Source organism: Streptomyces sp. NPDC025806, assembly GCF_055558275.1.
Genome location: NZ_JBVHMU010000003.1, coordinates 282139 through 300950 on the forward strand (window position 1 = coordinate 282139; position 18812 = coordinate 300950).

Below are 18812 nucleotides of genomic sequence, written 5' to 3' on the forward strand. Positions count from 1 at the left end.
GGGCCGACGATCGTCGCCGGGTGCCGCCCGGTGGGGCTTCTCGCGCAGTTCCCCGCGCCCCTGGGAGGCACGCTCCGCGTGCCCCAGGGGCGCGTCGGCGGCAGGGCAAGGGTGCCGGTCAGGCGTTGCGTACTGCGCTCACCGCCTTGCGGGACGCGACCAGGATGGGGTCCCAGACGGGGGAGAAGGGTGGGGCGTAGCCGAGGTCCAGGGAGGTCAGCTGTTCCACCGTCATGCCGGCGGTCAGGGCGACCGCCGCGACGTCGACGCGCTTCGCCGCCCCCTCGCGCCCCACGATCTGCACCCCGAGCACGCGCCCCGTGCCCCGCTCGGCCAGCATCTTCACGGTCATCGGCGCCGCCCCGGGGTAGTACCGGGCCCGCCCCGTCGCCTCCACGGTCACCGTCACGTACTGGAGGCCCGCGCGCCGCGCGTCCTTCTCCCGCAGGCCCGTCCGCGCGATCTCCAGGTCGCAGACCTTGCTGACGGCCGTGCCCACGACCCCGGGGAACGTCGCGTACCCGCCGCCGACGTTCGTCCCGATGATCCGCCCGTGCTTGTTCGCGTGCGTGCCGAGCGCGATGTGCCGCTCGCGCCCCGACACGAGGTCGAGCACCTCGACGCAGTCGCCGCCCGCCCAGATGTCCTCGTGCCCGCGCACCCGCATCGACAGATCCGTGAGCAGCCCGCCGAACGCGCCCACCGGCAGCCCCGCGGCCCGCGCCAGTGAGGTCTCGGGCCGTACCCCGATGCCGAGCACCACCACGTCCGCGGGGTACTCGGCGTCCCGTGTGGCCACCGCCCGCACCCGCCCGTCGTCCCCGGCGAGGATCTTCGTGACCTCGGCGTCGTCGACCATCGTGACCCCGAGCCCGGTCATCGCCTCGCGCACCAGGCGCCCCATGTCGGGGTCGAGCGTCGACATGGGCTCGGCGCCCCGGTTCACGACCGTCACCTCGTAACCGCGGCGGATCAGCGCCTCGGCCATCTCCACGCCGATGTAGCCGGCCCCGACGACGACCGCCCGCCGCCCCTTCGCCGCGAGCAGCGAGTCGAGCAGCGCCTGCCCGTCGTCCAGGGTCTGCACCCCGTGCACACCCGCCGAGTCGATCCCCGGCAACTCCGGCCGCACCGGCCGCGCCCCGGTCGCGATCACGAGCTTGTCGTACGAGGTCCAGTACTCGCCCGCGCCGTCCACCTCGCGCGCCCGCACCCGGCGCCCGGCCACGTCGATCTCCACGACCTCGGTCCGCATCCGCAGATCGATGCCGCGCTCCCGGTGCTCCTCGGGCGAGCGCGCGACCAGCTGGTCGCGGTCCTCGACGTCGCCGCCCACCCAGTACGGGATGCCGCACGCCGAGTACGACGAGAAGTGCCCCCGTTCGAAGGCCACGATCTCCAGCTCGTCGGGGCCGCGCAGCCGCCGCGCCTGCGACGCGGCGGACATGCCCGCCGCGTCGCCGCCGATGACCACGAGCCGCTCACGCACACGTTCTCCAGCACTCATGCGCCCACGCTACGTGCGCGCACCGCGCCGGGCCGCGTCACTCCCGCTCGTCGTCGGAGCCGCGCGCCGGGTGCGCGGGCAGCGAGCCCGGCCGCGGGGCCACCGGCGCGGGGCGGCGCGGCAGCCGGGGCCGCAGCACCCGCAGCCACAGGAACAGGGCGAGCGCCAGGACCGCCGCGAACGGCAGCACCGCCGCGAGAACGATCACGATCCAGCGCAACACCGACACGAACGCGTCCCAGCCGCCCGCCAGCGCGTCCAGGAACCCCGGACCGTCGTCCTCGTCACCGGCCCCCGCGGGCGCCGACTCGGTGAGCCGCAGCGTGATCGTGGCCAGCGTCGTCCGGTCCTTCAGCGACGCCTGCTGCGCGAGCAGCGACTCCAGCTCGGCCTGACGGTTGCTCAACTCGCCTTCCAGCGTGACCACGTCGCTCAGCTTCGTCGCCCGGTCCATCAGCTCCCGCACCCGCGCCACACTGGCCCGCTGGGACTTGATCCGGCTGTCCACGTCGACGACCTGGTCGGTGACGTCCTTCGCCGTCACGTTCCGCTCCAGCAGCTTCCCGCTGCCCGACAGCCGCTCCAGCACGTCCGCGTACGACTCCTGCGGCACCCGGAGCGTGACGAGCGTGCGCTCGCGGCCGTGGCCGTCGCGGTCGGTGGTCTCGCTGCCGACGATGCCGCCCGACTCCTCGGCCAGCGACCGCGCCCGGTCCAGCGCCTGCGGCACGTCCTTCACCCGGACCGTCAGATGCGCGGTGCGGATGATGTGGACCCCGGTCAGTTTCGGCGACTTTCTCGCCGCCGACTCGCCGGACGGCGCCGCCGCGCCGTCCCGCGCGGCGGACCCGCCGCCCGTCTTGGCGTCGGCCGCGGCAGCCTTCTCCGACGCGCCGGAGTCACCCCCCGCCGAACAGCCCGCGACCGCCAGCACGGCGCCGAGCAACGGCACCACCAGAACATGAACCGGCCGCAGCCGTCGTGCAGCACCAGCACGCATGGACGTACCCCCAGGACCCGTGGAACGGAACCGACATGGACGCCCCCTTCGACGCGCGAGCCGCCCTTCGGGTGGTTGCCGCACGGTCCCGAAGCGGTCACGTTCGGGACACGTCGGTGAGCCGGAGCCCTTCTGAGAGAGTGGGGTCATGCACGAAGCGGAGACACCGGAAGCGGACACATCCACGGCGAGCGGGCGGCAGAAGGACGTCCTCGTCATCGGCGGCGGCATCACCGGACTCGCGGCGGCCCACCGGCTGCTCGACGGCGACGAACCGGTACGGGTCACCGTCCTGGAGGCCTCCGACCGGCTCGGCGGCAAGCTCCGCGCGGGCGAGATCGCCGGCGCCCGCGTCGACCTCGGCGCCGAGTCGCTCCTGGCCCGCCGCCCCGAGGCGGTCGGCCTGGCGCGCGAGGTCGGCCTCGGCGACCGGCTCCAGCCACCGGGCACCGCCACCGCCTCCCTGTGGACCCGCGGCGCGCTGCGCCCCCTGCCCAAGGGCCACGTCATGGGCGTCCCCGGCACCGCCGAGGCGCTCGCCGGCGTCCTCTCCGACGAGGGCCTGCGCCGCATCGAGCTCGACGCCGACCTGCCGCCCACCGAGATGGGCGAGGACGTCGCCGTCGGCGAGTACGTCGCGGCCCGGCTCGGCCGCGAGGTCGTCGACCGCCTCGTCGAACCGCTGCTCGGTGGCGTCTACGCGGGCGACGCCTACCAGATCTCCCTGCGCAGCGCCGTCCCCCAGCTCTTCGCCGAGGCCCGCCACCACCGCTCCCTCACCGCGGCGGTCCGGGCCCTCCAGGCCAAGACGGCCCGCACCCAGCAGCAGGGCCCGGTCTTCATGGGCATCGAGGGCGGCATCGGCACGCTGCCGATCGCTGTCGCGGAGTCGGTGCGCCGCAGGGGCGGCAAGATCATTCTGGGGGAGCGGGCAACGTCCTTGGGGGCGCGGGGAACTGCGCGATCAGCCACCACGAACGCGCGCTCGACAACGCCCCCTGCACCCCAATGGCGCGTGGTCACCGAATCGGGCCGCACCTATGAAGCGGACCAAGTGGTCGTCGCCCTCCCCGCGACGCCGGCCGCGGGCCTCCTGCGCACGGCCGCCCCCATGGCCTCCCAGGAACTGCGCGGCATCGAGTACGCCTCCATGGCCCTGATCACCCTGGCCTACGCCAAGGACACGGCCGCACTCCCCGAGGGCAGCGGCTTCCTTGTACCGCCCGTCGACGGCCACACCATCAAGGCCGCCACGTTCGCCTCCCAGAAGTGGGGCTGGATCGCCGCCGAGAACCCGGACCTGCACATCGTCCGCACCTCCGTCGGCCGCTACGGCGACGAGAAGGACCTCGGCCGCGACGACGCCGACCTCGTCGAGGTGGCCCGCCACGACCTGCGCGAGGCCACCGGCCTGGACGCCTCGCCCGTCGCCTCGCACGTCACGCGCTGGCAGGACGGCCTGCCCCAGTACCCGGTCGGGCACACGGACAAGGTCGCCCGGATCCGCGGTTTCATCGGGCAGCTGCCCGGTCTCGCCGTGTGCGGCGCCGCCTACGACGGTGTCGGCGTGCCCGCCTGCATCGCGAGCGCGTACGCCGCCGTGGACGAGCTGCGCGGCGACGCGAGCGGCCGTGCGGCCCTGGAGGCGAACCCGGTGCAGAGCCTGCACGGCGGAGCAGGAGAATAAGGGCATGAGCGACGACACCACGACCACCCCCGAGGCTGCCCGGATCCCGAACAAGGGCAAGCTCGCCAAGGACCTCAACGAGGTCATCCGCTACACCCTCTGGTCCGTCTTCAAGCTGAAGGACGTTCTGCCCGAGGACCGCGCGGGTTACGCGGACGAGGTCCAGGAGCTGTTCGACCAGCTCGCCGCGAAGGACGTCACGATCCGCGGCACCTACGACGTGTCCGGCCTGCGCGCCGACGCCGACCTCATGATCTGGTGGCACGCCGAGACCGCCGACCAGCTCCAGGAGGCGTACAACCTCTTCCGCCGCACCAAGCTGGGCCGCGCCCTGGAGCCGGTGTGGTCGAACATGGCGCTGCACCGCCCCGCCGAGTTCAACCGCTCGCACATCCCGGCGTTCCTCGCCGACGAGACGCCCCGGAACTACGTGAGCGTCTACCCGTTCGTGCGCTCCTACGAGTGGTACCTGCTGCCCGACGACGAGCGCCGCAAGATGCTCGCCGACCACGGCAAGATGGCCCGCGGCTACCCGGACGTGCGGGCCAACACGGTCGCCTCGTTCTCGCTCGGCGACTACGAGTGGATCCTCGCCTTCGAGGCCGACGAGCTGGACCGCATCGTCGACCTGATGCGTCACCTGCGCGGCTCCGAGGCCCGTCGGCACGTGCGCGAGGAGGTCCCGTTCTACACGGGCCGCCGCAAGAGCGTCGCCGACCTGGTCGCCGGCCTCGCCTGAGCGACGGCGGCACGGACCTGAGGCATGGGTGAGGGGCGGGGCCACGGCGGCCCCGCCCCTCACGCGTGCTCACGCGCGGGTCACCGGGCCCGCAGCGCCTTCTCCGGCGGCCCGCCCGAGCCCAGCGGCGTGGGCGCCGCGTGCGCCGCGCAGGACGCCGACCGCCGCTCGGGCAGCCGCCCGTCCAGGACGTACGCGTCCAGATGCCCGTTGACACAGGCGTTGGGGCCGCCGCCCACGCCGTGCGTCCCCGCGTCCCGCTCGGTCACGAGCACGGACCCGGCGATCCGCCGGTGCATCTCCTTCGCGCCCGCGTACGGCGTCGCCGCGTCCCGCTCCGCGGCGAGGATCAGCGTCGGCGGCAGCGCGCCCGGCAGCGTCCGCACGTCGAGCGGCTGCTGACGCGGGCCGCTCCAGTAGGCGCAGGGCAGGTTCGTCCACGCGTTGTCCCACGTCTCGAACGGGGCCACGCGCGCCAGCCGCGTGTTGTCCCGGTCCCAGACGCGGAAGTCCTCCGGCCACGGCGCGTCGTTGCACTCGACGGCCGTGTAGACCGCGCCCGCGTTCTCGTTCTCCTTCGCCGCGATCGGCGACGCCACCGGCGCGGCCTGGCCGATGAGCGGCTCCGGATTGCCCGCCCGGTACTCGGACAGGGCCAGCGCCCGGATCGGCCAGTAGTCGTCGTAGTAGCCGGCCTGGAGGAACGCGGACTGCAGTTCGCCCGGGCCGACCTTCTTCCCGGCGGGCGTGTGCGCGAGCTCCGCCCGGACCTCCTCGTAGGTCCGCTGCACCGCCTCGGGCGTCTTCCCGAGGCCGTACGTGTCGTCGTGCTCGGCGACCCAGGTGCGGAAGTCCGCCCAGCGCCGCTCGAACGCGGCGGACTGGGCCAGGTTGTTCCGGTACCAGACGCGCCCGGGCGACGGGTCGACCGCCGAGTCGAACACCATCCGGCGCACGTGCGAGGGGAACAGCGTCGCGTACACGGCGCCGATGTAGGTCCCGTAGGAAGCGCCCATGTACGTGAGCCGCTGTTCGCCGAGCGCGGCCCGCAGGACGTCGAGGTCCCGGGCGTTGTTCAGCGTCGTGAAGTGCTCCAGGTCCGGATTGCGCTCCGCGCAGCCCCGCGCGTACGACTTCGCGCGGGCGATCCGCTCCTTCTTGTACGACTCCGAGGGGTGGGTCGGCGCGAGCGTGGGGCCCTTGCCGAGGTGCTTCGGGTCCCGGCAGGACAGCGGCGCGGAGCGGCCCACGCCGCGCGGCGCGTACCCGACGAGGTCGTAGGCGGCGCCGATGCGCTTCCACTCCGGCATCATCCCGGCGAGCGGGAAGTACATGCCGTTGCCGCCGGGGCCGCCCGGGTTGAAGACGAACGAGCCCTGCCGGGCCACCTTCTTCCCGCCCGCCCTGCCCGTGGCCTTGACCCGGCTGACGGTGAGCTTGATCTTCTTGCCGTCGGGGGCGGCGTAGTCGAGCGGGACGGTGACGGTGCCGCAGGTCAGCGGCTCCGGCAGGTTCTCGGCGGCCGGGCAGGCGCCGAACCGGATCCCGGCCTCCGCGGCCCGCTCGGCGGCGAGCGCGGTGCCCCGCGCGCGGGCGTCGTCGGGACCGGCGGGCAGGGCGCCCGCGGCGGGGGCGGGGCCGGCCGCGAACGCGGCCAGGACCAGCGATCCCGCGGCGGCGTAGCGGGCGGAGGCGGACGCTGCTGCTCTCATCGCTCGGGGTCATCCCTTTCGTCGTGAACAAAAGGGATCCTTGGGGCGGTAGTTGGCGAAGTAAAGCACCGGGCCGCCGGTGTCGGATCAATGACCCCGATGCGCCGCCGGACCCGTGCGGCTCAGAGACGGTCCCCGGGCTCGCGTGCCGGGTGGGCGAACGCGGACCGCAGCGCCGGGTCGTCCACCGCCGGCACCCCGCGCAGCGCCACCGCGAGCAGGCTGCCCGTACCGTCGGGCAGGGCGGAGAGCAGGCGCTGACCGGTGGGGGAGGCCCAGTGGGTGTACGGGTGGATCTCGAACCGGGCGACGAACAGGCAGCACAGGGTGAGCAGCAGCGGCAGCAGGAACCACAGCGCCACCGGCATGTTCCTGGGCGGTTCCTGACCCGGCATCAGCGTCGCGACCGCCGCCAGGACCGCTATGGTCACGGCCGCCGCCTTCACCTGGGCCACGCCCGCGGCGACCGTGATGCGGGTGGTGTCCGGGGTGGCGAGGCCGGCCGCCACGAGACGCGCGGTCAGCGTGCGCACGGCGTCGCCCGACGCCGTGGCCGAGCGCACCGGCGCTATCCGCGACTGACCCTCCGGGCCGATCGCGCCGATCACGGAGCGTTCCATGTCGTCGACGCCGACCGGGTCGACGACCGTCGCCCAGCCGGTGTGCGCGAGCAGCAGCCGGCGGTTGCGCGCCATCGACACGAGCGCCACGTCCGCGACGCGGCGCGGGCCGCCCGAGAGGAACGCCGTCTCGTAGAGGGACAGCACCCGCTCGTGCGGGCCCTCGCCGTCGCCCGCGGCGCGCTCGGCGTCGGCGGCCCGCACGGCGGCGAGGCACAGCCGCCCGCACGTGACCAGGGCGAGGCCGCCGGCCAGTACCAGGAACAGGAGCCAGAACATGGAGAGTTTCTACGGCAGGTCTCCGGGTAACCGCTATGGCCCGTTCAATATGCGGACGAGATTTCCGCGCGGGTCGGGGCGAGGCGGGGCGGAGCCGCCATCGGGGAAATGCGGCCCGAAGGGTCTGCATTTCAGGGGCGCGGGGCTCTGTCCATCAGCGGCTCCGCCGCGGGGCGCGACCAGCCCCCACGTTGGCGCACCCGGCGACGAAACCGGTCAGCCCGCCCACCGGTGCACCGGCTCATCCCCGGCGCAGCGCGAACCGCGCGGCCCGCAGGGCTCGGGCCACCGGGCGGCCCGAGAGCGGGGCCGGGCCCGACCGGTCCAGCCACCAGTCGGTCAGCCGGCGCCGGGCCCCCGGCTCCGTGACCCGCTGCCCCAGCAGCAGGTCCTCGGCGAAGTCCAGCGCGTCCCGCCGGTAGCCGGCCGTCATCGGCCGCCGCTGCGCGTATCCCAGGAACGCCGCCCGGTACGCGGACGCGCCCAGGATCTGCGGCAGCTCGGGCGCCACCTTGGCGACGACATCGGCCCGCTTTCCGGCCAGCGCCCGCGCCTGCACCCCGAGTCGCCCCCGGTCGAACCCTTCCGGCGCGGGCGTACCGGCCACCAGCGCGGACAGCAGCGCCGCCTGGGCGAGGGCGACGCGACCACGGGTGGGCTCGGCGACGGGCCCGGGGTCGGGCCGCTCGGCCGGGTGGCCGGGTGCGGCCGGGGCCGAGGCCGCTGCCACCACCGAGCGGATCCGCTCGACCTCGCGGCCCAGTTCCGCCGGGTCGTCCGGGAAGTTCTCGTCGCGCTCCAGGAGGACGCCGGGCGGGCTCACCCGGGAGGCCAGGTCGGCCAGGATGTCCAGGACCGGCTCCGGGACCGGGTGGGCGTGGCTGTCGTGCCAGACGCCGTCGCGCTCGAAGCCGCCCGCCACGTGGACGTAGGCGATCGCCTCGACGGGCAGCTCGGCCAGCGCCTTCGCCGGGTCCTCGCCCCGGTTCACGTGGTTGGTGTGCAGGTTCGCGACGTCGATCAGCAGCCGGACCCCGGTGCGCTCGACCAGCTCGTACAGGAACTGGCCCTCCGTCATCTCCTCGCCCGGCCAGGAGAACAGCGCCGCGATGTTCTCCACCGCGAGCGGCACCGGCAGCGCGTCCTGCGCGATCCGCACGTTCGCGCAGAGCACGTCGAGCGCGTCCCGGGTGCGCGGCACGGGCAGCAGGTGACCGGCCTCCAGGAGCGGTGACGCCGTGCGCTCGCCGCCGGCCCGTACGAACGCGATGTGCTCGGTGACCAGCGGCGCGCCCAGCGCCTGCGCGCGAGCCGCCAGATCCGCGAGCCGACCCTCGTCGGGCCGGTCCGCGCCGCCGAGGCCGAGGGAGACGCCGTGCGGCACGACCGTGACGCCGCGCTCGCGCAGCCGCACCAGCGACTCGGGCAGATGGCCCGGGCACACGTTCTCGGCGACGGCCTCGACCCAGTCGATGCCGGGCATGGCCTCGACGATCTCCGCGATCTCCGGCCGCCAGCCGATCCCCGTGCCCAGCCTTGTCAGGCGCTCCATGTCCGTCCCCCTCTGCCGCGTGGTCGTGCTGCCGCGTGCAGGTGTCATGACCCCGCCGCGCGCGCCCGAATCCACGAGCGAGGACGTTCAGAGCAACATTTGAGGTTCGGCCGTGGCCGGGACTACCGCGTCACGCGGCCCAGCGGCGCGTACCGGGTGCCGCCCTCCGACACCACCGTGCAGGAACCCGGCGCGATCTCCGTGAAGCCCGCGTCCCGCACCACCGGCAGACCGGCCCGGGTCAGCGGCTCCCAGCGGGCCGGGTCGGCGGTGCGGACCGCCAGCGGGAAGCCCGCCTCGCGCCACTCCTTGCGCTGCGGCTCGGACAGCGCCCACCAGGCCAGCTGCGCGCCGTGCCCGGCCTGCGCCATCGCCTTGCCCGCCGTCATCCCGAGGTCGGGGTTGAGCCAGAGGACCGGCGCGGAGGGGTCCGGGGCGGGCGGCGGCTCCGGGTCGTCGAGGTCCGTGCCGGACACCTGGAGGCGGGCCAGGTCCTTGGGCCAGCCGTCCAGCGGCACCGGCGGGAACACCCGCACCTCCGCCCCGCCGCCCGTGACCGTGATGCCGTCGAGCGCCTCGGCACGCCGCCACTCGGCGCCCCGGGCCCGCCGCACCACCTTGCGGATCCGCGCGTCCTGCCAGTCCCGCACGGCCCGCGCCCACTCCCCGTCGCCGAGCGCGCGGTCGTCGGACAGCAGCACGAGGACGGCGCGCGCCGCGGTCTCCAGGGCGGCCGTGCGCGCCGGCGGTTCGGCCCGCTCGATCCGCGCCACGAGCGGCAGCACGAACTGCGGCGCCTCGTCACGCGGCGTGGGCTCGGTGCGGAACGGGCTGTCGGCGGGCGGAAGGTCCCGGTCGAGGCCGTCCAGGTCCTGGCTCAGGTCGTCGTCGCTGGTCACACCCACCAGTCTGCCAGCCACCGATCCGCGCCCGGCGCCCGCTTCGGCCCTGCCGCCCCGCCCGCGCCCGCGATGCGCCACGATGGTCGCCATGCCGACCCCGACCGCACCGCCCGCGGGACCGCTCGCCCTCCGCCGCGTCGGACGCCGCTACGGGCTCCGCGGACCCTGGGTCCTGCGCGACGTCGACCTCGACGTGCCGGCCGGGGCCCTGATCCGGGTGCGCGGCGCCAACGGCTCCGGAAAGTCGACCCTGTTGCGCGTCCTGGCCGGGATCGACGCCCCCGGCGCCGGCCGCGTCCTCGGCCGCCCCCGTACCGCCTACGTCCCCGAACGCTTCCCCGCCGCCCTGCCGTTCACCGCGCTCGGCTACCTCACCCACCTCGGCCGCGTCCACGGCCTCGCCCGCCCCGAGGCGAACCGGCGGGCCCGCGAGCAACTGGAGCGCTTCGGCGCCGCCGCGTACGCGGACACCCCGCTCGCCGAACTCTCCAAGGGCAGCAGCCAGAAGGTGGCCGTCGCTCAAGCCCTGCTCGCCGCACCGGAGTTGCTCGTCCTGGACGAGGCGTGGACGGGCCTCGACCCCGCCGCCCGCGACGAGCTGGACCGTGCCGTGACCGAGCGCACGGCGGCGGGCGGCGCCGTCGTCTACGTGGACCACGACCCGCGCCGCCTGGCGGGTGCCGCTGACGCGGTGTACGAGGTGGCCGGGGGCCGGGTGTCGCCCGTGCCGGACAGTGAACCGGCGGGGCCCGACCCCGCCGGAACCGGCGCCGGGGGCCGGGTCGTGCCCGTGCCGGACCGGGAGTCGGTGGGCTGCGAACTCGCCGGCCGCGACCCGTCGGGCGGGGGCGTGGCGGTCGGCGGCGTCCTCGTCCACGCAGACGATGATCAGCGGCACCCGGCGGGCGTGGCGGACGCGGTGCGGCGGGGTGCGCCGAGTGGGCCCCGCGTCGTCGGGGAGGACTTCGTGGTGGTCGAGGCGACCGGTCCGGCGCACGATCCGGCCGGGCTTCCGCAGCCGCACACGCTGACCCGCCTCGACGCCCGTACCGTCCGGGTCACCACGTCCGCCCCGTACTCCGACGCCGTCCTGCGCGCGCTGCTGGAAGCCCACCCACCGTGGCACGTCGTCGCCGTCCGGACCGAATCGCCCAGCTCCCCGGAGGCCCGATGACCACGGCCCTGCTCGCCTACCAGTCCGGGCTTCTGCTGCGCTCCCAGCGCTGGCTCGCGCCCGTCGTGCTGTACGCGGCGGTCCTGGCGGTCGGGCTCCAGGGCGGGCAGCCGGTCCTCGACTCGCTGGGCTACGCGGCGGCGGGCCTGCTGCCTGCGGGCGCCTGGCTCGCCCGGATCTGCGTCTCCAACGAGCCGCCCGCCGCCCGCGGTTGCACGGCCGCGGCGACCACGCCCTGGCGGGCGCACCTCGCGAGCCTGCTCACCGCCCTGCTCGCGACCGCCCTGCTCGGCGCCCTCGCCACTCTCGTCGTGGCGCTCCTCGCGGACGGCGTGAGCACCGACCACCGGGTTCCGGTCGCGGTCCTGCCGGCGGCCGGCGCCGGGCTTCTCACGGCCTGGACCTGCGCCCTCGCCGGTACCGCCGTGGGTGCCCTGACCACATGGCCGGTGATCCGGGGCACCGGGGCGGGCGTGGCCGCGCTCCTGCTCGGCACCCTGCTCGCCCTCGTGGCCCCCGGCTCCCCGGCGCGCTCCGCCGTGACCGCCCTGATCACCGGCTCCCAGCGGGGCGAGATCCCGCTGCCCGCGCTGCCCTTCCTGGGCGCGCTCGCCCTCGCGGCGGCCGGCGCGGCGGCGGCCTGCGCCCTGGCGTCCCGCCGCTGACCGCAGGGCACGCCTCTCACCCGTGGCGCGCGGCCCCGATCAGCTGGGAGACCCGTACGAACCGGTAGCCCTTCGCGCGCAGTTGCGGCACGACCGTGCGCACCACGCGCTCCGTCGTCGGGGCCGCGCTGCGCGTGCAGTGCAGGACGACGACCGAACCCGGCCGCACCCCGTCGAGCACCTGCCGCGACACGGCGTCCGCGTCGGTGGCGAACGCGTCGCCGCTCACCACGTCCCACTGCACGGCCGTCACCCCGGCCGGGGCGAGGGCCCGCAGCGCCTGCTTGTCGTAACAGCCGCCGGGGAAGCGGAAGTACGGCACGACGTGCTCGACCCCGGCCTTGCGGAACGCGGTGAACGCCCGCTCGACGTCCGTGCGCATCCGGGCGGGCGGCACCGTGGGCAGGCCGTAGCAGTCGTTCGTGAAGGCGTAGTGGCTGTACGAGTGGTTGGCGACCTCGAAGAGCGGGTCGGCGCCGATGTCACGGGCCTCGGCCGGGTACTGGTCGGCCCAGCGCCCCGTCATGAAGACCGTCGCGGGCACCTTCAGCCTGCGGAGCGTGGAGATGAGCTGCGGGTGGTCGAAGTGCTCGCCGGCCGCGGCCCGCGGGCCCTGGTCGGCGGTCATGTCGGCGTCGAAGGTGAGCGCCACGACGCGCTCCTTCGACCGGGGCGCGTTCTTGAAGACGCGGGTGAGGCCCCCGGGTCCGGGGGCGAGCGTAGGCGCGCCCGCGGGGGAGGGGGCGGCCGTCGGGCTCTTGGCGGGCCGGTCGGCGCGGGCGGGGTGCGCGGGCCCGGTGCCGTCGCCCGCGCAGGCGGCGGCACCGAGGGCGAGGGCGGCGAGGACGCAGGTCGACACGGTGCGGCGTACGGAGTTGATCACGCCGAGACGATAAGCCTATTAATGCGGCACATCGGGCAGGCTTCGGCTTCCGGCCCCGTGCCCCTCGCGTCATTGGTCCGACCGGCGCAAGGCCGCTCGGCGCCGGTTGTCCCGGCTCAGTCGCGTCGTGCCCGCAGCGCCTCCGTCAGGCTCCGGTGGAGCGTCGCGTGGGCCGTCGCGCTCGGTGGGATCTCCGGGTTCCACGGCAGGACCGTCGCCCGGTCGGTCAGTGCCGCCCACGCCGGGTCCGTCCCGTACGCCGCCTCCGGCGCCGCGTTCGCCCGGGCGTCCAGCAGGACGACGTCCGGGGCGAGCGCGGCGGCGTCCGGCCAGCCGCCCGTGTGCCAGTTGGCCCCCGGGCCCTCGGGCGGCTCGACCGTCGCCACACCGAGGGCGGTGAGCGCGCTCAGGTCCGGCCACTTCGCGGGCCGCGCCAGATGCACGCTGTCCGGCCCGCCCGGCGACAGCGCGAGCACCCGCGCTCCGCCCGCCGCGCCCGCGGCCTCCGTCAGGTCCCGCTCGGCCCGCGCGAGCGCCGCCCCCGCGGCCGGCGCCTCGCCCGCCCCGAGCGAGGCGCCGAGCTCCGCGAACCGCTCCCGCACGTCCGCCAGGCTCCGCCCCTGACCCACGTCGAACACCACGACGGGGACCTGCTCCTCCAGGTGCTTGGCCGTGTCCGGCTCGATCCCGTACACCTGCCCGCCCCCGTACGTGAGCGCCACCACCAGATCCGGGCGCACCCCGAGCACGTCGTCGAGGCCGAGCCCCGCGCCCGCGCCCAGATACGCCACCTCCCCGAGCGGCAGCGCGCCGGCCTTCGCCCGGTCCGCCCGCTCCCCGTCATGGTAGGAGCCGAAGATGCCGACGGGCGTCACCCCGAGATCGTGCAGCCCGGCCCCGGCCTGGATGTACGCGACGATCCGCTCCGGAACGCCGGGGGCTGCGGCCCGGTGGCCGCGGTCGTCGGTGAATTCCCATGTGTGTGCGGATGGTGAAGTCATACGGCCACCCTGCCCACGCGACCGGCGGGGCATGTGGGGCAACCCCTCAACTGCGGTCGCCGTGCGGCGCGTTCACGTCACGGCATCGCCAGCAGCCGGTCCCGGCACTCCGCCACGTCGAACTCCGCCTTCGGGTACTGCGGATCGAGCTCCTCCAGATGTTCCAGGAGGAGGTGGCTGATCGCCCAGTTCCGGTACCACTTCCGGTCGGCGGGGACCACATACCAGGGAGCCGTCTCCGTCGAACAGCGCTCCAGGGCGCGTTCGTACGCCTCCTGGTAGGCGGGCCACAACGCCCGGTCCTCGATGTCGCCCGGACTGAACTTCCAGTACTTGTCCGGGTTGTCGAGCCGCTCCAGGAGGCGGCGCTTCTGCTGCGCGTACGAGATGTGCAGGAAGCACTTCACGAGCGTCACGCCGTCCTCGGCGAGGGACTTCTCGAAGTGGTTGATCTCGTCGTAGCGGCGGGCCAGCCGGTCGCGCGGGGCCAGGTCGCGCACACGGGCGATCAGGACGTCCTCGTACTGGGAGCGGTCGAAGATGCCGATCTCGCCCGGCTCGGGCAGCGCCCGCGCGATGCGCCACAGGAAGGGGTGCTTGAGCTCGTCCGCCGTCGGCGCCTTGAAGGCCTTGATGCGGCAGCCGGACGGGTTGAAGTGGCCGATCACGTGCTTGACCGTGCCGCCCTTCCCGCTGGTGTCCATGCCCTGGAGGATCAGCAGCACCCGGCGCCGGTCGCCGCCCGCCGAACCGGCCGCCCACAACCGCTCCTGGAGCTCCGCGAGCCGCTCGCCCGCGCGGGCGCTCGCCGCGACGCCCGCGGCCTTGTCGGGCGGACCGCCGGGCGTGCCGGCCGCGTCGTAGGACGACAGGTCGACGCGCTCGTCCCGGGGAACCCGCAGCAGCTCGCGCAGGGGGACGGGCCCCGGCTGCCGCCCGGTCTTCCCCGCGCCCTTCTTGCCGCCGTTCTTCGCCACCGCGCACCCCTTTCGGACCGGACCTCTCGGACCGGAGCAGGTGTTCTCGATCCTGCTCCGCGGCGGCCCGGCGCGCCACCCGCGCCGCTCAGGAACAGCGGGTCGCCAGCACGCAGAACTCGTTGCCCTCCGGGTCGTGCAGGGTCACCCAGCTGACGTCGTCGCCCTGGCCGACGTCCGCGTGCCGGGCACCGAGGGCGAGCAGCCGGGCCACCTCGCCGGCCTGGTCCGTGTCGGTCGGGTTCACGTCGATGTGCAGCCGGTTCTTCACGGCCTTGCCCTCGGGCACGCGCGCGAAGGTGAGCGTCGGCGGCACCGGCCCCGGCCGCTCCTTGCCCTCGGGCACCTGGGGCGAGCCGATGGTCACCAGGCCCTCCTCGCGCCCCTGCACCACGTAGCCGAGCACGAGGCACCAGAACCCGGCGAGCCCCTCCGGATCGGCGCAGTCGATCGCCAGTTCCGTGAACTTGCTGGTCATGTCAGGCCTCCACCCGCGGGTTCCCGGTCGCCCGGGAGAACCCGCGGGCGGACCGACCCTAACGGTGCCAGGGGCCGGTCACCGCGAACGTCGTCCCGGGCGTGTAGCAGTTGACGTACATCGTGTCGCCGTCGGGCGAGAAGGTGACGCCGGCGAACTCGCCCCACTCCGGCGCGTCCGGCGTCCCGATGTTCTGCCGGCCGCGCGCCATCGCGTACACCTCGCCCCGGCGCGTCACGCCGAACACGTGCTGCGCGCCCGCGCCGTCCTCGCACACCATCAGGCCGCCGCTCGGCGCGAGGCAGATGTTGTCCGGCTCCTCGCCGGGCAGCTGGAGGTCGGTGCCGGGCCCGAAGACGATCACGAGAGTGAGGCGGCGGGCGGCCGGGTCGTAGCGCCAGATCTGCCCGAAGTGGTCACCGGCCGAACCCTCGCGGCTGCGCGCGTACGAGGACACGAAGTAGACGCAGGACCCGCCCCAGTAGCAGCCCTCCAGCTTCTGGGCGTGGGTGATGCCCTTCGGGCCGAAGTCCTGGTTGCGGATCGGGGTCTGCGCGGCCAGCGGGTCGGGCACGTCGACCCACTCGATCCCGTCGAAGCTCGCGCCGGTCTCCTGCACGGCGGACAGGTCCGGCACCCCCGGCACCCGCATCGCCTGGAGCCGGCCGCCCGCCCGCAGCGAACCGAGACCGCCCTCGGGCCGGTTCGGCAGGAAGCGGTAGAAGAGGCCGAACGGCGACTGGAACGAGTCCTCGGTCTCGTACACGATCCCGCGCCGGGGATCGATCGCGATCGCCTCGTGCTGGTAGCGGCCCATCGCGGTCAGCGGCACCGCGCCCGAGCGGTGCGGGTCGGCCGGGTCGACCTCGAAGATGAAGCCGTGGTCCTTGGTGTACCCGTTCGTCCCCGCCTTGTCCTCGGTCTCCTCGCAGGTCAGCCAGGTGCCCCAAGGGGTGGGCCCGCCCGCGCAGTTGACCGCGGTGCCGGCGATGCCGACCCGCTCCGACAGCACGTTGTTGTCGCGGTCGAGGGTGAGGGCCGTACAGCCACCCTTGCCCATCGGGTCGTAGGTGAGTCCCTCGACGGTCGGGACGCCGATCTTCGCCGTGACCCGGTTCTCGTGGTTGCGCACCAGGTGGACCCGGCCGCCTCTGCCCTCGAGGGCGGTCATCCCGTCGTGGTTGCTGGGCACCTTGCCCTCGCCGGAGCGCAGTGGATCGCCCTCGCGCGAGAGGACTTTGTAGCGGAAGTCTTTCGGCAGGTCGAGCAGCCCGGCCGGGTCGGGCACCAGGTCGCCGTAACCGCTGCGGCCCTGCGCCGCCGCCGAACCGGCGAACAGCTCCCCGAGGCTCCCGGCGAAGGCGATGCCCGCGCCCAAGGCGCCGGTCCGGGCGAGCATCTGACGTCGTGTTGCGGACTGCCGTGCATCTGACGTGCGTGACATGGGTGCAACCTCCTGCTGGCGGACAGGAACTGTGACCCGGCTGTGTCTATCACGCGACTTTCGCCACGGGAACCACGCGCGTAGCACGCGGCGCGGCCCCGGTCGGGGGCCTGCCCGTCAGGCTTCAGTTCCGCACGAGCCCCTTGGCGTCGCGGGCCAGTGCCGTCAGACGGGATATCGCCCGGAAGTACTTCTTGCGGTAGCCCCCGTTCAGCATCTCCTCGCTGAACAGCTTGTCGAAGGGCTCGCCCGAGGCCAGGACCGGGATCTCGCGGTCGTAGAGGCGGTCGGCGAGGACCACGAGCCGCAGGGCGGTCGACTGGTCGGGGATCGCGCCGACCTCGGTGAGGCAGACCGCCGAGAGATGGTCCGTCAGGGCGCCGTAGCGGCTGGGGTGCACGCGCGCGAGGTGTTCGAGCAGATGCGGGAAGTCGTCGAGCGAGGCGCCCTCGGTGGCGTACGCCGCCTTCGTGACCTGCTCCTCGGAGTACGGGGGCGGGGCCTCGGGCAGGCCGCGGTGGCGGTAGTCCTCGCCGTCGATGCGCAGCGGGCGGAAGTGCGCGGACAGACCCTGGATCTCACGCAGGAAGTCCGCGGCGGCGAACCGGCCCTCGCCGAGCTTGCCCGGCAGCGTGTTCGACGTGGCGGCGAGGGCGACGCCCGCGTCGACCAGCTTGCCGAGCAGGCTGGAGACCAGCACGGTGTCGCCCGGGTCGTCGAGCTCGAACTCGTCGATGCACAGCAGCCGGTGGCCGCTCAGCGTCTTCACGGTCTGCTGGAAGCCCAGCGCGCCCACCAGGTTCGTCAGCTCGACGAAGGTGCCGAACGCCTTCTGCTCGGCGGGCGCCGCGGTGGCGTGCCACAGGGAGGCGAGCAGGTGGGTCTTGCCCACGCCGTAGCCACCGTCGAGGTAGACGCCGCGCGGGGCGCTCGGTGCGACGGCCGGCTTGCGGCCGAAGCCGAACAGGCCGCGCTTCTTGCCGGCGGCGGGCGCGCCGAGCCCGGCGGCGAAGGAGCCGAGGATCTGGACGGCCTGCGTCTGGCTCGGCTGGTTCGGATCCGGGATGTACGTCTCGAAGCGGGCCGAGCTGAAGCGCGGCGGCGGCACCATCTCGGCGACGAGGCGCTCCGCCGGGACGTGCGGTTCGCGTGCGCACAGGGACAGCGGGCCCGCGTCGGTCAGGGGGGCGGTACCCGCATGGCGGATGTCTGCGGCTTCGGTGGAGGACGACACAGCTCCTCAGTCTAGGTGCCGTGCCAGACTGCACCCATGCGACGCCTGTTCCCTGTGACGTACGAAACAGCAGATCACCAGGGCCGGGAGGGGCGGGACGGCCCCACGGACGGTGAGTGGGGCCTCGACGCGCTCGCGGATGCCTACGCCTACCCCGACCTGGCCGAGGGGGACGTGTGGCTGCGCGCCAACATGGTCTCCACCCTGGACGGCGCGGCCCAGCACGACGGCCGCTCCCAGCCCATCTCCTGCCCGACCGACATGCGGATCTTCGGCGTCCTGCGCGCACTCGCCGACGTGGTCGTCGTCGGGGCCGAGACCGTCCGTCTGGAGGGGTACCGGCCGGCCCGCGCCCGGGAGGCCTTCGCCGGGCGGCGGGAGGCGGCGGGGCAGGGTCCGGTCCCGTCGATCGCCGTGATCACCGGCAGCCTGAACCTGGACTTCAGCCTTCCGCTCTTCACGCAGCCGCTGGTCCCGACGTACGTGATCACCGGCGCGGGGGCTGCGCCCGACCGGGTCGAGGCGGCGCGCAAGGCGGGCGCGGAGGTGCTGATCGCGGGCGAGGGCCGGGCGGTGGATCCGGACCGGGCGGTGCAGGCGCTGGCCGAGCGCGGGCACCGGCGGCTGCTCACGGAGGGCGGGCCGCGGATGCTGGGTCAGTTCATCGCCGCACAGGTGCTCGACGAGCTCTGCCTGACGCTGTCTCCGATGCTCACGGCGGGCGATGCGCAGCGCATCGCGAGGGGTTCCACTCTTGTCGTGCCGGAACGTTTCGACCTGGCATCTCTTCTGGAGGAGGACGGATTCCTCTTCTCCCGGTACCGGTGTCGCCGACACTCGGCGGAATGAGTCGTTCCGTTTCGCTTCCGCTGGGCACACTAAAACTCGCAGACCCCGTGCGGCCACGGGGCAGGATGGTTTCCGCAGGTCCCCAGTGACCCGCTCCCGGGCGGGCCAC

17 protein-coding genes are annotated in these 18812 nt (G+C 74.4%); 5 read left to right on the plus strand and 12 right to left on the minus strand.

Going from position 1 to position 18812, the window contains the following annotated elements; all coding sequences use genetic code 11:
• Nucleotides 1-118: 118 nt before the first annotated feature.
• Together ACZ4E1_RS08340 and ACZ4E1_RS08345 are read right to left on the minus strand one after the other, a co-directional pair.
• A complete protein-coding gene (locus ACZ4E1_RS08340; RefSeq protein ID WP_467537018.1) occupies nt 119-1507 on the minus strand; it encodes an FAD-dependent oxidoreductase in 1389 nt (462 codons plus the stop codon).
• Between the two features lie 37 nt (nt 1508-1544).
• Nucleotides 1545-2507: a DUF4349 domain-containing protein gene (locus tag ACZ4E1_RS08345; RefSeq protein WP_467537020.1), complete on the minus strand. Its 963-nt coding sequence runs from the start codon at nt 2505-2507 to the stop codon at nt 1545-1547.
• Nucleotides 2508-2655: 148 nt separating this feature from the next.
• Here ACZ4E1_RS08345 and hemG point away from each other — a divergent pair, with 148 nt between their 5' ends.
• Together hemG and hemQ are read left to right on the plus strand one after the other, a co-directional pair.
• Entirely contained in the window at nt 2656-4194 is a 1539-nt protein-coding gene (gene hemG / locus ACZ4E1_RS08350) for a protoporphyrinogen oxidase (RefSeq protein ID WP_467537021.1), read from the plus strand.
• 4 nt (nt 4195-4198) lie between these two features.
• Nucleotides 4199-4933 (plus strand): hydrogen peroxide-dependent heme synthase, encoded by a 735-nt coding sequence (hemQ, locus tag ACZ4E1_RS08355; RefSeq protein WP_188336330.1) that lies wholly within the window; start codon nt 4199-4201, stop codon nt 4931-4933.
• 80 nt (nt 4934-5013) lie between these two features.
• Here hemQ and ACZ4E1_RS08360 read toward each other — a convergent pair whose 3' ends face one another.
• The 4 genes from ACZ4E1_RS08360 to ACZ4E1_RS08375 form a co-directional block, all read right to left on the minus strand.
• Nucleotides 5014-6645 carry an alpha/beta hydrolase gene (locus tag ACZ4E1_RS08360; protein ID WP_467537024.1) on the minus strand — a complete coding sequence of 544 codons (1632 nt, stop codon included), beginning with the start codon at nt 6643-6645 and terminating at the stop codon, nt 5014-5016.
• A 122-nt stretch (nt 6646-6767) separates the two neighbouring features.
• Entirely contained in the window at nt 6768-7544 is a 777-nt protein-coding gene (locus tag ACZ4E1_RS08365) for a TIGR04222 domain-containing membrane protein (protein ID WP_467537026.1), read from the minus strand.
• A 241-nt stretch (nt 7545-7785) separates the two neighbouring features.
• Entirely contained in the window at nt 7786-9096 is a 1311-nt protein-coding gene (locus ACZ4E1_RS08370; RefSeq protein WP_467537028.1) for an MbnB/TglH/ChrH family RiPP precursor modification enzyme, read from the minus strand.
• A gap of 122 nt (nt 9097-9218) precedes the next feature.
• Nucleotides 9219-9977, minus strand: a complete 759-nt coding sequence (locus ACZ4E1_RS08375) for a peptidyl-tRNA hydrolase (RefSeq protein WP_467537596.1) — start codon at nt 9975-9977, stop codon at nt 9219-9221.
• A gap of 109 nt (nt 9978-10086) precedes the next feature.
• On the opposite strand from ACZ4E1_RS08375, the gene ACZ4E1_RS08380 reads away from it, so the two are divergent.
• Together ACZ4E1_RS08380 and ACZ4E1_RS08385 are read left to right on the plus strand one after the other, a co-directional pair.
• Nucleotides 10087-11172, plus strand: coding sequence for an ABC transporter ATP-binding protein (locus ACZ4E1_RS08380; protein ID WP_467537029.1), 1086 nt, complete (start codon nt 10087-10089; stop codon nt 11170-11172).
• Entirely contained in the window at nt 11169-11837 is a 669-nt protein-coding gene (locus tag ACZ4E1_RS08385; protein ID WP_467537031.1) for an ABC transporter, read from the plus strand. The genes ACZ4E1_RS08380 and ACZ4E1_RS08385 overlap by 4 nt, the downstream gene beginning before the upstream one ends.
• Nucleotides 11838-11853: 16 nt before the next feature.
• Here ACZ4E1_RS08385 and ACZ4E1_RS08390 read toward each other — a convergent pair whose 3' ends face one another.
• The 6 genes from ACZ4E1_RS08390 to zapE form a co-directional block, all read right to left on the minus strand.
• A complete protein-coding gene (locus ACZ4E1_RS08390) occupies nt 11854-12720 on the minus strand; it encodes a polysaccharide deacetylase family protein (protein WP_467537033.1) in 867 nt (288 codons plus the stop codon).
• Nucleotides 12721-12836: 116 nt separating this feature from the next.
• Nucleotides 12837-13721 (minus strand): TroA family protein, encoded by an 885-nt coding sequence (locus ACZ4E1_RS08395; RefSeq protein ID WP_467537035.1) that lies wholly within the window; start codon nt 13719-13721, stop codon nt 12837-12839.
• A 77-nt stretch (nt 13722-13798) separates the two neighbouring features.
• A complete protein-coding gene (locus ACZ4E1_RS08400; RefSeq protein WP_467537036.1) occupies nt 13799-14698 on the minus strand; it encodes a PPK2 family polyphosphate kinase in 900 nt (299 codons plus the stop codon).
• 88 nt (nt 14699-14786) lie between these two features.
• Entirely contained in the window at nt 14787-15176 is a 390-nt protein-coding gene (locus tag ACZ4E1_RS08405) for a VOC family protein (protein ID WP_467537038.1), read from the minus strand.
• Between the two features lie 58 nt (nt 15177-15234).
• A complete protein-coding gene (locus ACZ4E1_RS08410) occupies nt 15235-16575 on the minus strand; it encodes an alkaline phosphatase PhoX (RefSeq protein ID WP_467537040.1) in 1341 nt (446 codons plus the stop codon).
• Nucleotides 16576-16744: 169 nt separating this feature from the next.
• Entirely contained in the window at nt 16745-17803 is a 1059-nt protein-coding gene (zapE, locus tag ACZ4E1_RS08415; protein ID WP_467537598.1) for a cell division protein ZapE, read from the minus strand.
• A gap of 87 nt (nt 17804-17890) precedes the next feature.
• Here zapE and ACZ4E1_RS08420 point away from each other — a divergent pair, with 87 nt between their 5' ends.
• The gene (locus ACZ4E1_RS08420) at nt 17891-18703 is read left to right on the plus strand and encodes a pyrimidine reductase family protein (RefSeq protein WP_467537042.1); all 813 of its coding nucleotides are present in this window, start codon (nt 17891-17893) and stop codon (nt 18701-18703) included.
• Nucleotides 18704-18812 lie beyond the last annotated feature (109 nt).

Coding starts and splice junctions, on each gene's coding strand:
- hemG (WP_467537021.1), top strand. CDS start 2,656: ATGCACGAAGCGGAGACACCGGAAGCGGACACATCCACGGCGAGCGGG.
- ACZ4E1_RS08365 (WP_467537026.1), bottom strand. CDS start 7,544: ATGTTCTGGCTCCTGTTCCTGGTACTGGCCGGCGGCCTCGCCCTGGTC.
- ACZ4E1_RS08360 (WP_467537024.1), bottom strand. CDS start 6,645: ATGAGAGCAGCAGCGTCCGCCTCCGCCCGCTACGCCGCCGCGGGATCG.
- ACZ4E1_RS08395 (WP_467537035.1), bottom strand. CDS start 13,721: ATGACTTCACCATCCGCACACACATGGGAATTCACCGACGACCGCGGC.
- ACZ4E1_RS08410 (WP_467537040.1), bottom strand. CDS start 16,575: ATGCTCGCCCGGACCGGCGCCTTGGGCGCGGGCATCGCCTTCGCCGGG.
- ACZ4E1_RS08370 (WP_467537028.1), bottom strand. CDS start 9,096: ATGGAGCGCCTGACAAGGCTGGGCACGGGGATCGGCTGGCGGCCGGAG.
- ACZ4E1_RS08380 (WP_467537029.1), top strand. CDS start 10,087: ATGCCGACCCCGACCGCACCGCCCGCGGGACCGCTCGCCCTCCGCCGC.
- ACZ4E1_RS08385 (WP_467537031.1), top strand. CDS start 11,169: ATGACCACGGCCCTGCTCGCCTACCAGTCCGGGCTTCTGCTGCGCTCC.
- ACZ4E1_RS08340 (WP_467537018.1), bottom strand. CDS start 1,507: ATGAGTGCTGGAGAACGTGTGCGTGAGCGGCTCGTGGTCATCGGCGGC.
- hemQ (WP_188336330.1), top strand. CDS start 4,199: ATGAGCGACGACACCACGACCACCCCCGAGGCTGCCCGGATCCCGAAC.
- ACZ4E1_RS08345 (WP_467537020.1), bottom strand. CDS start 2,507: ATGCGTGCTGGTGCTGCACGACGGCTGCGGCCGGTTCATGTTCTGGTG.
- ACZ4E1_RS08405 (WP_467537038.1), bottom strand. CDS start 15,176: ATGACCAGCAAGTTCACGGAACTGGCGATCGACTGCGCCGATCCGGAG.
- ACZ4E1_RS08420 (WP_467537042.1), top strand. CDS start 17,891: ATGCGACGCCTGTTCCCTGTGACGTACGAAACAGCAGATCACCAGGGC.